Origin of the sequence: Natrinema salifodinae (genome assembly GCF_900110455.1) — an archaeon.
Classification (GTDB): domain Archaea; phylum Halobacteriota; class Halobacteria; order Halobacteriales; family Natrialbaceae; genus Natrinema; species Natrinema salifodinae.
Genome location: NZ_FOIS01000002.1, coordinates 821,557 through 835,977 on the forward strand (window position 1 = coordinate 821,557; position 14,421 = coordinate 835,977).

General features: G+C 62.2%; 12 protein-coding genes. 7 read left to right on the top strand and 5 right to left on the bottom strand.

The window, feature by feature from the left end; genetic code table 11:
- Window positions 1–154: 154 nt before the first annotated feature.
- A complete protein-coding gene (locus BMY29_RS09425; RefSeq protein WP_049990195.1) occupies window positions 155–754 on the top strand; it encodes an HdeD family acid-resistance protein in 600 nt (199 codons plus the stop codon).
- Between the two features lie 94 nt (window positions 755–848).
- Window positions 849–1,868, top strand: a complete 1,020-nt coding sequence (locus BMY29_RS09430) for an LLM class flavin-dependent oxidoreductase (RefSeq protein ID WP_049990194.1) — start codon at window positions 849–851, stop codon at window positions 1,866–1,868.
- A 36-nt stretch (window positions 1,869–1,904) separates the two neighbouring features.
- Here the strand turns inward: BMY29_RS09430 and BMY29_RS09435 are convergent, their stop codons facing one another.
- From BMY29_RS09435 to BMY29_RS09450, 4 genes are all read right to left on the bottom strand, one after another.
- A complete protein-coding gene (locus tag BMY29_RS09435) occupies window positions 1,905–3,608 on the bottom strand; it encodes a bacterio-opsin activator domain-containing protein (RefSeq protein WP_049990193.1) in 1,704 nt (567 codons plus the stop codon).
- Complete coding sequence (locus BMY29_RS09440; RefSeq protein ID WP_049990192.1) at window positions 3,608–4,069, bottom strand: response regulator; 462 nt, start codon at window positions 4,067–4,069, stop codon at window positions 3,608–3,610. The genes BMY29_RS09435 and BMY29_RS09440 overlap by 1 nt, the downstream gene beginning before the upstream one ends.
- Before the next feature lie 500 nt (window positions 4,070–4,569).
- Window positions 4,570–5,460 carry a VOC family protein gene (locus BMY29_RS09445; protein ID WP_049990191.1) on the bottom strand — a complete coding sequence of 297 codons (891 nt, stop codon included), beginning with the start codon at window positions 5,458–5,460 and terminating at the stop codon, window positions 4,570–4,572.
- A 79-nt stretch (window positions 5,461–5,539) separates the two neighbouring features.
- A complete protein-coding gene (locus BMY29_RS09450; protein WP_049990190.1) occupies window positions 5,540–6,574 on the bottom strand; it encodes a Cdc6/Cdc18 family protein in 1,035 nt (344 codons plus the stop codon).
- Between the two features lie 1,304 nt (window positions 6,575–7,878).
- Here BMY29_RS09450 and BMY29_RS09455 point away from each other — a divergent pair.
- From BMY29_RS09455 to BMY29_RS09465, 3 genes are all read left to right on the top strand, one after another.
- Window positions 7,879–8,751, top strand: a complete 873-nt coding sequence (locus tag BMY29_RS09455; RefSeq protein WP_049990189.1) for a GNAT family N-acetyltransferase — start codon at window positions 7,879–7,881, stop codon at window positions 8,749–8,751.
- Window positions 8,752–8,986: 235 nt separating this feature from the next.
- Window positions 8,987–9,373 carry a DUF7971 family protein gene (locus BMY29_RS09460; RefSeq protein ID WP_049990188.1) on the top strand — a complete coding sequence of 129 codons (387 nt, stop codon included), beginning with the start codon at window positions 8,987–8,989 and terminating at the stop codon, window positions 9,371–9,373.
- Window positions 9,374–9,545: 172 nt separating this feature from the next.
- Window positions 9,546–10,025, top strand: a complete 480-nt coding sequence (locus tag BMY29_RS09465; RefSeq protein ID WP_049990187.1) for a hypothetical protein — start codon at window positions 9,546–9,548, stop codon at window positions 10,023–10,025.
- Between the two features lie 377 nt (window positions 10,026–10,402).
- Here the strand turns inward: BMY29_RS09465 and BMY29_RS09470 are convergent, their stop codons facing one another.
- Window positions 10,403–12,700: a methyl-accepting chemotaxis protein gene (locus tag BMY29_RS09470; protein WP_160290098.1), complete on the bottom strand. Its 2,298-nt coding sequence runs from the start codon at window positions 12,698–12,700 to the stop codon at window positions 10,403–10,405.
- A gap of 300 nt (window positions 12,701–13,000) precedes the next feature.
- Between BMY29_RS09470 and BMY29_RS09475 the strand changes: the two genes are divergently transcribed.
- Entirely contained in the window at window positions 13,001–13,387 is a 387-nt protein-coding gene (locus BMY29_RS09475; protein WP_143067679.1) for a hypothetical protein, read from the top strand.
- Window positions 13,388–13,642: 255 nt separating this feature from the next.
- Complete coding sequence (locus BMY29_RS20600; RefSeq protein WP_143067680.1) at window positions 13,643–14,335, top strand: hypothetical protein; 693 nt, start codon at window positions 13,643–13,645, stop codon at window positions 14,333–14,335.
- Window positions 14,336–14,421 lie beyond the last annotated feature (86 nt).

Here is a 14,421-nt window from a genome sequence, read left to right on the forward strand (position 1 = left end):
CGACTGGTCCCGTTCCTCCCTCGGGCGATCCGGCCCGTGACCGCTCGAAGATCGCGTTCATCCCGTTTCCGGACCGGTCCATTCGCCTGAGCTACTGTCAAATCGTATATTTGTATTATATACGTACACGACGTACTGTATACCTGTGGTTCCGATGACCCGAAACCAAACAACTACTGAACACGCCGAGGGATACTCCCTCGAGAACGGATGGCGAATGCTCGCGCTCGCGGGCGCAGCGGTAGGCGTACTCGGACTGCTCGCGATAGCCCTCCCGGTCGCGACGGGACTCTCGATATCGATCGCGCTCGGTATCCTCCTCGTCGTCGGCGGGATCGTCCACGGCGTCCACGCGTTCGCCGCCCGCGGCTGGCGCGGGTCGGCCTGGCAACTCGCACTCGCGATCGTCTCGGTGGTCGCGGGCCTGGCCGTACTCGCGGCCCCCGTCGTCGCACTCGTCACGCTAACGCTGGCGCTGGTGGCGTACCTGATCGTCGACGGCGTCGCCGAACTGTGGACGGCGATGCGCCTAGCTGGGACGCCGGGCCGGACCTCGATCGCCGTCAGCGGCGTGGCCTCGATCGTCCTCGCCGCCCTCCTCTGGGCGGGGTTCCCGGCCGACGCGATCTGGGCGATCGGCCTGCTCGTGGGCGTGAACCTCCTCGTGACCGGGCTCTCTATGGTGGCCGTCGCCATCGCTGCCCGACCGATGGACGATGTGGCCCCGCCCGCGACCGAACCGCGCAGCACGTAATCCTTTTTGACCGACCCGCGGCCGTTTCGTCCACCGCGCCCGAGACGGACGGAACGAACGGTTATTCAGCACTACGTCCCAACCGAGCATTGATATGGATCTCTCCATCGTCGACCTCGCGCCCGTCCGGGACGGCGAGAGCGCGACCGAGGCGTACGACAACACGGTCGAACTCGCCCAGCGGGCCGAAGCGTTGGGATACTCTCGGTTCTGGGTAGCCGAACACCACGGGATGGCCGACTCGATCGCGAGCACAACCCCCGAAGTGCTGATCAGCCACCTGGCGGCCGAAACCGAGACGATCCGGATCGGGTCGGGGACCGTTCTGCTCAACCACTATCAGCCGTTCAAAGTCGCGGAGACGTTCGCGTCCTTGGACGCGCTGGCACCGGGCCGCGTCGATCTCGGCCTCGGACGGGCGACCGGGATTCCGGCCGCCGACCGCGCGCTGGGGACCGATCGACAGAAGCGCGATCCGGACGAGGACCACGCCGAAAAGATCGAGGCGACGATCAATCACCTCTACGACGGATACCCGGACGGTCACTCCTACGACGAGTTGCAGTTACCGCGGTCCGACGACGACGTTCCCGAGCCCTGGATCCTCGGGTCCAGTCCGTCAAGCGCAGAAATCGCCGGCGAACTCGGCCTGCGTTACTGTTTTGCCGCGTTCATCCGGCCACATCTTGCCGAGGCCGCCTTCGAGACCTACCGGGAGCACTTCGAACCCTCGCCGCTGGGTGCCGGCCCGGACGAACCCGCAGGGATGCTCGCAGTCAACGCCGCCTGCGCCGAGACCGACCGCGAGGCGGCAAGGCTACGGGCGACCGCCGAGGCGTCCTACCAGCGGATGCGACGTGGCGTCGTCGGCTCCCTGCCGCCGGTCGAGGAGGCGATCGACGAGCTCGGCGGGGTTCCGGAGCCGACGCCGAACCCGCTTCCGGACGGCGAGTGGCCGCGGTCGATCTCTGGAAGCCCGGAGACGGTGGCCGACCTGCTCGACCAGCTCACCGATCGGGTCGGCGTCGACGACGTGATCGTCCAGAACCTGATCGCGGACCACGACGACGTCCTGCGCTCGCACGAACGCCTGGCGGAGGGCGTTGGTCTCTAAGAACAGCGCCGGAATCGGCCGCCGAAGGCGGAGTAGCTACTCGCCGAAGACCGATTCGAAGAACTTCCGCTCGGCCGTTCGGAGGTGCTGGTTGAAGGTCGCCGGCGCGATGCCGAGGCGATCGGCGATCTCCTCGCCGGTGCTCTCGCGGGGCCAGTCGAAGTAGCCCGCGAAGTAGGCCGTCTCGAGGGCCGCCCGCTGTTTATCAGTCAGCTCGTCCTGGAGTACCGACGACGAACCCGAGTCGCTGCGATCGCTTCGCTCGGTGGTCCGCTGGGCGAGGTAGGTGGCGTCGTCGCGCTGGGACTTGATGAGCTCGATCATCCGGCGAGTGTCGCGACCCCGCGGGAGTTCGACGACGAAGCGGAACTCGTTGTCGGCGATCGTCGCCGACGCGACGTGGCCGCCGTGGGTCGCGATCGTCTCGAACAGGGAGACGGCCGCGGGAGCCACGAGTTCGAACTCGAACTCGTCGCGCCTGGCCGCGAGGAAGCGGACGTCACCGATCCCCTCGGTCTCATCGATGGTCTCGCTGAACGTCTCCTGTGAGACGCCGCGTGCCGATCCGTACGCCAGCAGTGTCTCGTCGCCGCTGACCAGTTGCTCGAACTCGATCGTACACGACTCGTCGGCCGAGAGTTCGACCAGCGGTTCGGCCAGTTCCTCGACGCGGAACTCGAGTTCGACGACGGCGTCGCTGACGAGGGCGTCCCGGCGCTCGATCGCGGTAATTGCGTGGGCGATGACGTCGCCGATTCGGGCGAGGACGGCGGTTTCCGGGCCCGTAAACGTCCGCGACGACGACGAGTAGACGTTCAACACGCCGTAGACGAGGTCCTCGTGGATGATCGGGATCGCCGCCGACGATCGGTAGCCGCGGGCGCGCGCCGCTTCCTTCCACGGGCCGAACTGGGGGGCGGTCTGAACGTCGTTCGTGACCTGGACCTGGCCGGTCCGGATCGCCGTCCCGGCCGGCCCCTGGCCGGTCGCCTCGTCCTCGTCGGCGGAGATCTCGATCTCGTCGAGGTAGCCGTCTTCGACGCCGGCCGCGGCCTGCGGAACGACGCGATCGCTCCCGGGGTTGACCGCGCCGATCCAGGCGAATCGATAGGCGTCGGAGGCGGCGAGCCGATCGCAGACCTCCTGTTCGAGTTCCGCGCGCGTCTCGGTCGTGATCACCGCGTGGGTGATGTCGTGGCCGATCCGGTTGAGCCGATTGAGCGCCTCGAGTTGCTCGCGTTGCTGGCGGCGCTCGCGCTGCTGGCGAGCGCGTTCGATCGCGTGGTGGATCGTCCGCACCAGCAGTTCGCTGGTCACCTCGTCCTTGACGAGGAAGTCCTGGGCGCCCCGCTGGATCGCCTGGACGCCGACCTGCTGATCGCGGACGCCGGTCAGGACGACGATAGGCGTCTCCGAGGTTTCCTCGTGGACCGACTCGAGGGTCTCGAGCCCCTCGCTGTCGGGGAGGTTCAGGTCGAGCAGGACGATGTCAGTCGACTCGGACGAGATCGCATCGAGCCCCGCTTCGAGGCGGCTCTCTCGGGTGATCTCGGGCGTCTGTCCCGTCGCCTCCGACGGACTCACCCGCTGGGCGAGTTCCTCGGTCCCCTTGAGCATCTCCTGGATCAGCCTGGCGTCGCCGGGATTGTCCTCGATCAGGAGAATGCGGAGCGCGTCGTCCGCTTCGGTCTCGGGCCCGTGTTCGCGCTCGGTCTCGGTTCGGGCGTCGGTGCCGCTCATCAGTTATCGACCTCCGGTGGCAGCCGGACGACCGAGAACCAGAACTTCTCGAAGGCTCGGACCGTCTCGATGAACTCGTCGGGATCGACCGGCTTCGTGAGGTAGGCGTTGGCGTGGAGCTCGTAGGACTTGACGACGTCCTCCTCCGCGCGCGAGCTCGTTAGCACGATCACCGGGATCGATCGGAGCGTCGGGTCGTCCTTCAGTTCCTCTAAGACCTCCTCGCCGTCCTTGCCCGGCAGGTTGAGATCGAGCAGGATGAGGTCCGGTCGCGGCGCGTCCTCGTAGTCGCCGCGCTGAGAGAGGAAGTCCAGCGCCTCGACGCCGTCGGAGACGACGTACAGATCGTTCTCGATTCGCCCCTGTTTGAACGCCTCCTTGGTCAGGCGGACGTCCCCCGGGTTGTCTTCGACTAAGAGGATCTGTGCCGACTCGGGTTGTGAGGTACCAGACTTACTCATTGGTCGGTGGTTCTGTAGCGCCATCGCGTCCCGCCGCCGCGGCCGAGATCAGTGTCGCTGCGCCGGTCGCGTCTGCGGTCGTCTCCGCAGCCGATCGAAGACCTGAAAGATCCGGTCTCCGTCGGCCGGGTCGATTCCAATTCCCCCGATCGTACACTGAGATAATCCACGTTGGTTCCGTATTGGCTGTGAACACGGATATACGTGGGGTTCCGTCGCCGGAATAGGGACTCGCGTCGTCGATCACGTTGTGGACCAGCTGGCGGCGCTGACTCGGATCGCCGTCGACGCGGGACGGCGACTCGACGTCGCGCGAGGACCAGGCGGCCGAGCGCTGCGGCGGTCGCTCGAGACCTGTGCCGCGCGCAGCGCTCGCCCGGCGAATCGGGGCAGCCATATTGTACTCCACAACATCAGCGACCGGTGTAAACTTAGCGTTGAACGGTCCCTCGAATCGATCCCTCTCGTCGGGCCGACGGGCGTGCTCGAGCGGCGACTCGTCACCCCATCGGCCGGATTCGAATCTCGATCCCGTCCGGATCCGTCACCTCGATGCCGCCGCCGTCGGTGCGCTCGTCGACCGTTGCGCCGCCGTCCCGGTCGGCCAGGCGCTCCCGGATCCCATCGATCGCCCGGGCGTCTGGCACGAGCAGTTCGAACCAGGCCAGGCCCCGGGCCCGGTCGTCGGCCGGCTCCGAGCGCCGGTTCCAGACGTTCGTTCCGACATGGTGGTGGTAGTCGCCGGCCGCGAAGAAGCGCGCACCGGGCGCGTACGACATCGTGACGTCGAACCCGAGCGCGTCCGCGTAGCACTCGCGGGCCGTCTCGAGCGAGGTCACCTCGAGGTGGACGTGTCCGACGGTCGTTCCCGCGGGTACCGTTCCATCCTCGCTCGCCGCGGAATCTCCGTCGGCGGCCGCGGTTGCGGTCGTGAGATCGTCGAGATCTAGCGGCCCGCCGGTCGCCCGGATCGAGCCGTCGTCGGCCCGCGGCCAGACGTCCCGCGGCTTGTCGCGATAGATCTCGACGCCGTTGCCCTCGGGGTCGGTACAGTACAGCGCCTCGCTGATCCCGTGGTCGGAGGCCCCGTCGAGCGTCCATCGGTCGCGAATCCGGCCGAGCGCGGCCCCTAACGCCTCGCGCGAGGGAACTCGAAACGCGGCGTGGTAGAGCCCCGCCGCCCGTTCGTCCCGGGGCTCGGCGGTCGGCTCGTCGAGCAGAACGAGCAGCGGCGTTTCGTCGACGCCGAGCACAACCTCGGTCTCGTCGCGCGAGACCACGCGAAGCCCGACGACGTCGCGGTAGAACTCGGTCAGCCGTGCGCGGTCGGCGACGCGAAGCGCTGTCCGACCGATGCGAGTGTCGTCCGGAAGGTCCGGAGCGCGGTCCATACGACTTGTACGAGCGCAACCCTCGTAAGTGGCCCCTTCGACCGGTACGCTCCGCCGCGACGGGTTCGGACGGCCCGGCTCAGTGACTGCCGTCCGCGTCGTCGGCGTCGTCCGCGTCGACCAGGCGGTAGGTCCGGCCCCGGCGCTCGCCGACGGCCTCGATCAGGTCGTAGTGGACCATCTTCGTCAGGTAGTTGCGCAGCGTGCGGTTCGTCTTCGGCTCCTCGACCCGCCGTTCGTATTCTTCGTAGAGTTCGCCGGGTTCGATCTCGCCTTCCTCAGCGATCACGTCGTACAGCACCCGCTGGTGCTCGATCAGCCCCTCGACGGTCTTCCGGCGGATCGCCGTTCGCGCGTCCGGGATCGCCGCCTCGAGCGCCGCGTCGGTGATTGACGCCAGGCCCTCGCGCTCCGCCCGGCGAGCGGCCGACCGGAGGATGCCGATCCCCACGCGGGCGTCCCCCGACGCCGCGTCGGCGATCGTCCGCAACTGCGCGTCGCTCACCGCGCCCGGTTCGAGCGCCTGGTCGGCCCGCTCGGCGAGGATGGCCGCAAGTTCGTCGGTGCCGTAGCGGTCGAACCGAACGCGGGTGCCGGCGTGGAGCCGCGAGCGCACGCGGTCGTCGAAGCTCGCGAACAGTTCCTCCTCACGGTTGGCGATCAGGACGGGCGAGACGTGGGGCAGCCGATGGAGGTCGTACAGCGCGCCCGTCTCCTCCAGTTGGTCGACCTCGTCCAGAATGGCGACGATCGGTCCCTCGTCCGCGCGGGCGAGCCGCTCGAACAGTTCGTCCTTCGGCGTCGAGCGGTGGACGTCGACCGCCCGATCGATCGCGTCGAGGACGCTATAGAGGACCCGAAAGCGCGTGTACTCCTGCCAGCAGTTGACGTACGCGACCCGAACCGCCGGCGCCTGGTCGCGCAGTTGGGCCAGCGCGTAGCGGGCGATACAGGTCTTGCCGACGCCGGTCGGGCCGAACAGGAAGGCGGGATCCGGCCGCCCGTCGTACAGCAGCGGCTCGAGAGCCTCCGAGAGGAGGTTCACCTCGTCGTGGCGGTGGACCACCTCGCCGGGGACGAAATCCTCGCGCAGGACGCGGGCGTCGACGATCACACCGGACCGATTCGTCCGCGATCGCCTTAAACGACGGCGGGTGGGTTCCGAAACTTCCGAAACGATCCGACGAATTCGGTATAGCGCTTTTTGGTTCATTATCGCTGCTGTCGGGAGAGACGATTCCTGCCCGAAACACGAGCAGCGCCGCGCACGAACTCGAGACTCGACTGGCCAGGCGAGCGCGGAAACCCGGGAAGCGGAACGTGGTTGCTGGCGATGCGGTGCGTCCCGTGTACCGACCCCGGCGATCGATCACCGTCGATCTCGTCCCGAAATCGGAGATTCGGAGACCGGACACGGTGTTCCCTGGACTCGCTGCTGATACGGCCGTCGCTCTCGGAACCGTGCTGTCGTACTCGGCCACCAGTGGAAACGGCAGGCGGTCGTCGGTTTGCGCGGTGAATGAATGCCACTGCCGCGAACTCAAACGTACCTCGAACGAATCGCGACGAGACCATCGACGGCCGGACCGCAACTGCCACGAACTGGACCGCGAGCGGGTCGATCGACTCGTCGTTCGCGGCCGGACCAGCGATGGATTCACGCGCTCGATCGACGGCCGATGCGAGAGGATCGTGGCTCCGACGGCGCCCCTTAGGACGGGATTCAGTGTGAACGGGAGCGAATTTCGGTCGACCACTCGAACTCCCGCTCCCGAACGGCACGTCTCGGAATCCTCACCATGGGTGTACAATGCCGACACCGGCTTGCACCTCGGCAGTCGAATGCGCGGGTCGTCCGTCGACGGCGACTTTTCGACTCGCGTGCGCGACGCGCGACTTGGTCGACGCGGCGGAGTACAGCGGCACGGCGGAATACGACGGCCCTCGAGTCGGTTCGGAAACACATTCCGCTGCTCATCGTTGGCCGGATCATTCTCAGTTCTGCCGCAGTAGCGGATAGCGCGATTTCGCAAGTCCGATCGACTTGGGACGAACACCCGATAGCCGCGCCAGCGGTGGCTCCCGACCAACTTCCGAGTGGGCGCCTGGCTGTGCGTGATAGATCCGGACGGTGCCGTGCGGTTACGGCGTCGTTCCCAAAGCGGCCCGAGAGACGGTGCCGATCAGTTCTGTCCCCGCCATAAATCAGATGGTGCGATATGAATTTCTGCGAGTCGACCTCCCCGTTCTTCGATCGGAGCGACGATCGCTAACAGGGAATTGGCCGGACGTCGCGACGCCGAGCGGGGTTCGAAACGGTTCGCCGTCGCCCCTAATCGGTCGCTTCGCCACGGTAAGTTCCCGGCGGCGCTCGATACGGGTCGCATACTAATGGCGGCGGTCGGTGGGTGCGTCCGTATGAGCATGTATCCGTCCGGCTCGTTCGAGGACGACGTCCAGCGGCGCGTCTACGAGTACGTGGAGCGTAACGGCGCCGCGACGCCGGCCGAGCTGGCGCGGTCGATCGAACTCGACGGCGGCCGTCCCCACTCCAAACCCGCTAGGTCGGGCACCTACACCGAGACCGTCGCGCCCGAACCGGACGAACTCCGCTCGTGTATCGAGGCGCTGCAGGCGGAGGGGTATCTGACCGAAGTCGACGGCAAGCTGCGAGTCGCGCTCGAAGCGACGACGACCGATCTCGAGTGCGAGGGCTGCACGGTCACGATCCGGCCAGCCCGTGAGGAGGATCGGGACGGCGTCGTCGAGACGATGCGGACGGTCGCCGAGGAGGAAACGTACGTCGTCGCCGAAAACGTCGCGACGGAACTCGAGCGCGAACCGGCGCTCGTCCGGGCCAACGAGGAGCGTTCGCGGATCTTCTTCGTCGCTGTCCGCCGAGAAGAACCCACCCACGAGGAAACCGGCGAGAGCAACGCGTCCGAGACGACCGAGGCGAACGACGAACCGACGACGGGGAACGGCGAGGTCGTCGGCTGGCTCCACGTCGACGCGCCGACGCTCCCATCGCTGCGCCACACCGCGGAGATCACCGTCGGCGTCGATCCCGCCAGCCGTCGCCAGGGGATCGGCTCGTCGTTGCTCGAGTACGGCCTCGAGTGGGCGAGCGACGCGGGCTACCAGAAACTCTACCAGAACGTCCCCGCGACCAATCAGCCCGCGATCGAGTTCCTCGAAGAGAACGGCTGGCAGCGCGAGGGCGAACACGAGGGCCACTACTGCCTCGACGGCGAGTTCGTCGACGAAATCATGCTGGCGATCTGGCCGTGAGGCCGGCGGCCGGTCGAACGATCACCGTCCGCCGCGAACCGACCGACGCCGCGACGGCGCTGGGCGGTGGTACGCGGGAGGTGGCGGCTCCTCGCCAGATGGAGCCAATTCCTGAGAGGATCGACCCGCAGTCTCCAGTTCACGGACCGCATTCTCGATCGGTCCCGAAAGTGGAATCACTGCACGAAATTCGCCGAACCGTACTTTCTTGAGAGTGACTGGCATATCTCGAATCATGACGACCGTCTCACTCGGCGTTCCGGAACCGATCCTCGATCGACTGCCCGCCGACGACGAGACCGCTGCGGCGGACATGCAGCAAACCGTCGCCGACTGGGAACAGCGGCTCAATCGCGCGATAGAGGACGCCGACGACGACCGCGAGGCGGCCGGTCGCGTCCTGGAGGCGATCGATCGCTTCGAGGAACGCTACGAAACCTACGACGAACTGGTGCCCGAACTGCGTGCGTGGGGGCAGTCCCCGATCTACGCGATCGCCTGGCGGACCCTGTACGCCGACGTCATCGCGCAGTTGTACGACCACGACGATCTCACAGACCACCTCGAACGGGAGCGAAACGCGCGGTTAGTACAGGACGGGATTCGACTGCAGGACCTGTAGAGGCCGGGACCGACACCAGTCGGCAACTAGCAAACGTATCATATTGGAACATAATGCTAAATAGCACTATATTCTATTTAGGAGCAATTATACATCGATTTCCCATCCAATCCACATAATTGAAATAAATATAACAGTAATGATTTTGTAGTCGTGCCGGAGAGGATTACCTGTGGCGACCAATGGGACGACGACGGACGGCACCGACGCGATCGACCTGACGACCCACGTTCGCCGCCGCATCCTTCCGGCGCTTCACCGAATCAAGGAACCGCTCGGCGGCTACGCCATCTGCAGGCAACACCCCAAGGAATACGTCGGGACCGTCAAGCGCGATCTGGGCGCGGTCCGAGACGCGCTCGCGGACCTGGCGTTCGAACCGGAGCCGATCGCATCCCTGAAAGTCCACGACGACGGTCGGCTCTCGGCCGGGAGTTGGGTTCGCCGACCGTCGGCATTGGCGACCTGGCAGCTGCACGTCACCCTCTTTCGGAGGGGTGAGGGAACCGTCGAGCTGTTCGCTCACCGCGAGTACTCCTGGCTCCGCCATCCCTACAAACACTATACGCGCGAAGGGTGGGACACTGAGAGCGGCGTCGAACGAATGCGATCCTTGCTGTCAGCACACGGGATACCCTTCTGGGTCGAGTGAGGACAAGCAGTAGTAAAGTGACAGGAGAAGCGAGTCGATCGTTCACGGCCCGAGATCACGGTCGTAATTAGTTCGTAACGGTGTGCCGAACGGCGACGGTTTCGGATTCCGATTTTGCGGTTAGTGGCCTCACGCGGTTAACGCAGCGTAGGAGCGGGGGGACCGTCATTTTCCGAGGAGAAATACGGCGTCAGCGACGTCGTGTTTCTCGGCTGGTTCCAGGAAAGATTCTGTAAGGCCGGTCGCTACCGATGATCGGTGATCCGAATCGCGGTTTCATCGTTCAGGACGTGATCCGAAGATTCCCGTTCGCGGACCAGAGATCTGCTTCTAGATCAAGCCGTGAACTGCGTTTCGTGATCGGTGTCACCGAACTCCTACTCACCGAACTCGTGGGAAAATTGAAACTCGTGCGCCTGGTCTGCGTCTGATTGTGACGAGGTCTTGAATTGATCGAGGGTGGTATGAAGCGACTGCGCCTCGCCAGCGAGTTGATTTGCGCTTACCGTAACTTCTTGGAGCGACCCGGTCTGTTCCTGTATGGCCCCTGAAACTGTTTCAGTTTCTGCAGTAACTCGGTCGCTTAGCTCCGTTGCATTGGTGATCAACCGGCTCACGTCCTGGGTTGACTCGGATTGCTGTTGAGTGAGTGACGCGATCTGCTGGACACCGTTCGATGTAGATTCAGTGTAGTCGGCAATATTTTCGAGCGCAGACACGGTGTCCCCGATAACTTTTTTACTCTCGTCGATTTCTTCCTGCGTCATTTGAACCTCCGCCGTCGTGCGGTTGAGTTGCTTTTGGAGAGAGGTGACGGTGGTGTCGATCTCTTCTGCGGTCGCTTTTGTTGCCCTGGCCAGTTCTTTTACTTCGTCGGCAACAGTGCCGAATTCGGTCGTTTCGTCTTCCTGTCGCGATGCTTCGATATTCGCATTGAGTGCAAGGAGATCCGTCTGTTCTGCGTGCTCTGTAATAACGTCCGCCATTTTCTCGATTTGCTCCATTTGGTGTTGGAGCTTTTCGATTTCCTGAAGCGTGTTCCGAGACTCGGAATCGATCCGTGACATCGCCTCCTTTGCATCCTGGGCAGTGGACCGGCCGGCATCACCGGCCTGAGCGGTTCGTGACGCCGACTGGCTGACCGTTTCAGAAAGTGAGGCAATATCGTCGATCATGCGTGCGATCTCTTCCATCTCGGAGGCCGCCGATTGGAACATGACGTGCTGTCGTTCGATATGAGACGAAATATCCTCCATAGACGCTGTCACCTGCTCGCTCGCGGCTTGCACCTCTTCAACATTCGCGGTGACTTGCTCACTGTGAGCCGCCACATCAGCGGCGAAGCGTTTCGGCTCTTCTATCGTCGTCTCGATATCTTCGATCATCGTGTTGTACTCCTGCTCGACCCGTTTTATCGCCTCGTTCCCCTCATCGACGTCCATCCGCTGTGTAAGGTCGCCGTCAGCGGCCTGCTCCATCACCTCGCTTGCTTCCTGTTCGAGTTGTTGGACCAGCGTTTCGAGTGTTTGCTGTCGCTCCTCGGCTTGCCGTTTCGCGGTTTCGGCCTCCGTGATCGTCTCTTGAAGCGAATCCCGCATATTACTGAAGGCAGTGTAGAGATCTCCGATCTCGTCGTCTCGGTTCGAAGCGAGCGTCGTCTCTAAATTACCTCTCTCTACCTCGCGGGCCTTCTCCGAAAGTTGAGTTAATGCCCGAGACGTGTTTCGACCGACAACAACTCCGATCGTCCCTAACCCGAACAGCGAGACAAGAATTAGCGCGATCACCGATCGAGTAACGTCTCGGTGAAGCGCGTAGGCGGCTTCCTTGGGGGTATGGGCCATGATCACCCAATCAGTGCCCTCGACCGGCGCATACCCCAGTGCCATCTCCGTTCCATCCACAGTCGTTTCGAGATACCCTGTCTCACCCGCGAGACCGCGCTCCACGGCCGTCGATCGGTCATCGTCCGGCGCACTCATCGTGAACTGTTCGTCGGACGCCTTGGTATCGTAGCGTAGCACGACGTCTCCATCGGCGTTGACGACCTGCGTGAACACCGCATCCTCCAGAGAAGGAGTTGCCAGTTCGGCCGCGTGGTCATCTAGGTCGATAACGAAGATAACGCCGCGATCCGGATCCTCGGGAACGGCGCTTATAATGGCGAGAGATGACTCGTCGGTCACCGGATCGTGATACGGATCTGTTAGATGGATATTAGATTGGTTGTCACGAAGGATATCATCCTCGGCCCAATCGACACTGTGATCGCGAAAGCTAACTCCCGTTGCATTTTCGTCGCTACTGCTGAGAATTTCGTAGTCGTCCGTCTCGACGTAGTGTGCTGCAACGACGCTATCCGGGGCCGAGGAAACTTCGTTTAACAGCGTTACCTGGATCTCGTCGTCCGTCCCGCTGTTGATCACGTTCGACGCCGCCAGCGTCCGAACGTGGTGTTTGTAGCGGTCGATTCGCTCGGCCAACGTGTTCGATTGCAACTGCGTCGATTGCTCGAGTTCGTTCTCCGTTTCCGTCTCGAGAGCACTGCCAGTCTGGAAGTAAATCACGCCGCCGATAGTAGTAATAAATAGTAGTATCACTGCAAAAAGGACGAGCATTTTTCGCGAGTACGACCGTCGAATTCGGTCGGGGAGACGGTCGGATAGAGCAGTCATAGTGACAGGGAGGAAGATTGACATCGGTAAAAAGATACCGAGAAGATTTGTCTCTTTCAATGATGATATCATATATCACAATATTCAGAGAAGCCGGACTAGCATACAGATTGCGTACTGCCGTACAGATTGCGGTGTACCGGTATATCAGACGAATCTCGGCAAATCACACGGCTAATTCCGGCAGTGGACGATATGAGGTCTCACCGACAGAAGATGTGTCAGTGGTTGTGTATTATACCGGAAACGAAGAGGTGAAACAGGATGATTTATCTTGCCGGAGTTAACTGGTCTCGTGTAATGAACGGATATTTGATGCGTGTCTCGGGGCTGTTGGGCTTCGGGGCGTGGTTTGCGCTAGAACTGTATCGACAACTGATTCAGGATCCCATCTTCTTCGGCGGGCAGGGTATTCCCCCGGAATTTGTCGTGACGGCCCAACAATCGTTACTCGTCGGGTCGATCGTCGTAATCGTTTACGGCCAGATCCTCGCGCAGGGATCGGCGGCTAAATCGCCAGGATCGCTGCGTTCGCTCGCAATCGGAGTCCAGTGGGGTGTGCCAGTGTTGTTCGCACTCGATGCGATCGTTGATGGAATCACGTCCCTCGGGTTCTTCGCACTGGTTGCACTCTTCGCAGGGGTTATTGTCCCGATCGGGATCGTTTCTATCGATCGACCAAAGTAGAGTATTGTTCGCGGCGGAAGCGAAAGTCGAGTTGGGGCGGCCCTGAACTAACGGGTCTGTTGCCAGGGAGGGAACGAATTTAGTACCGTTCAATATTACCTGTTCCATTTAGAAACATTCTTCAATAAAGAAAACTCCAACCAACATATTAAAACAATAATACATTAGTGAATACGATATTCTTGAACGAAAGGCTTATCATACCTGATACAAATTACTGGGTATCAACCCTACCAAGTGGTTGAAATACAACACATGACAGAGAACAACAAATTTCTGACACGTCGGACAGTACTCAGATCAGGTGCCGTCACCGCAACGGTCGGTGCAGTCGGTGCCGGTGCGGTAGTCTACGGCTCACAGCCCGCGTTAGCGGCTGATACCACGTTAGGTGATAGTGGTCAAGAAGTCAGCATTCAAGCTGACGAAAATGGAGATATTAGTGCTGTTGACATCGAGCCAACGTTTGATATCTCGTGGGAAAATTTTGACAGCACTATCAGCACGGCAAACGTCGAAGTCAGCGTTACCGTTACTTCTCCAGAGCGATCTGACTCGACTGGGGAAACGATCACCTCAACATTAACGAGCGGTAATACAGTAGATCTAGACGGTTCATCTGGCGAGATCCTCGGAGCCGAAACCAACGCTAATATTGGCGTCCTAAATATTATCGGTGCAACGGATGACGAGGACGGGACAGAAATTACGAGCGCGCATTTCCCAGAGACGGAAGAGGAGAACGGCTTCACTGACCCAACTACAGTAGACGTGTCTATCGTTGTGAGCGTCGATGGGTCTGAAGACAACTATATTAGCAATAGTCTTAGCAGTATTACTGATGGTACGATCAGTGTGCTTGTAGAGCCGGGTTCTGAGATCACGGTTAGTGGTGATTCGAACCTAAGTGCTGACTCTGATGTTGACAACAATAGCACGAGCACATAACGTAATCGCAGTGCTGCGATTACTATCGTAGATGCGGTTACGAGCGCGAATCGGAATTTAACCGTTTTATCCGGTAGAATACCGAT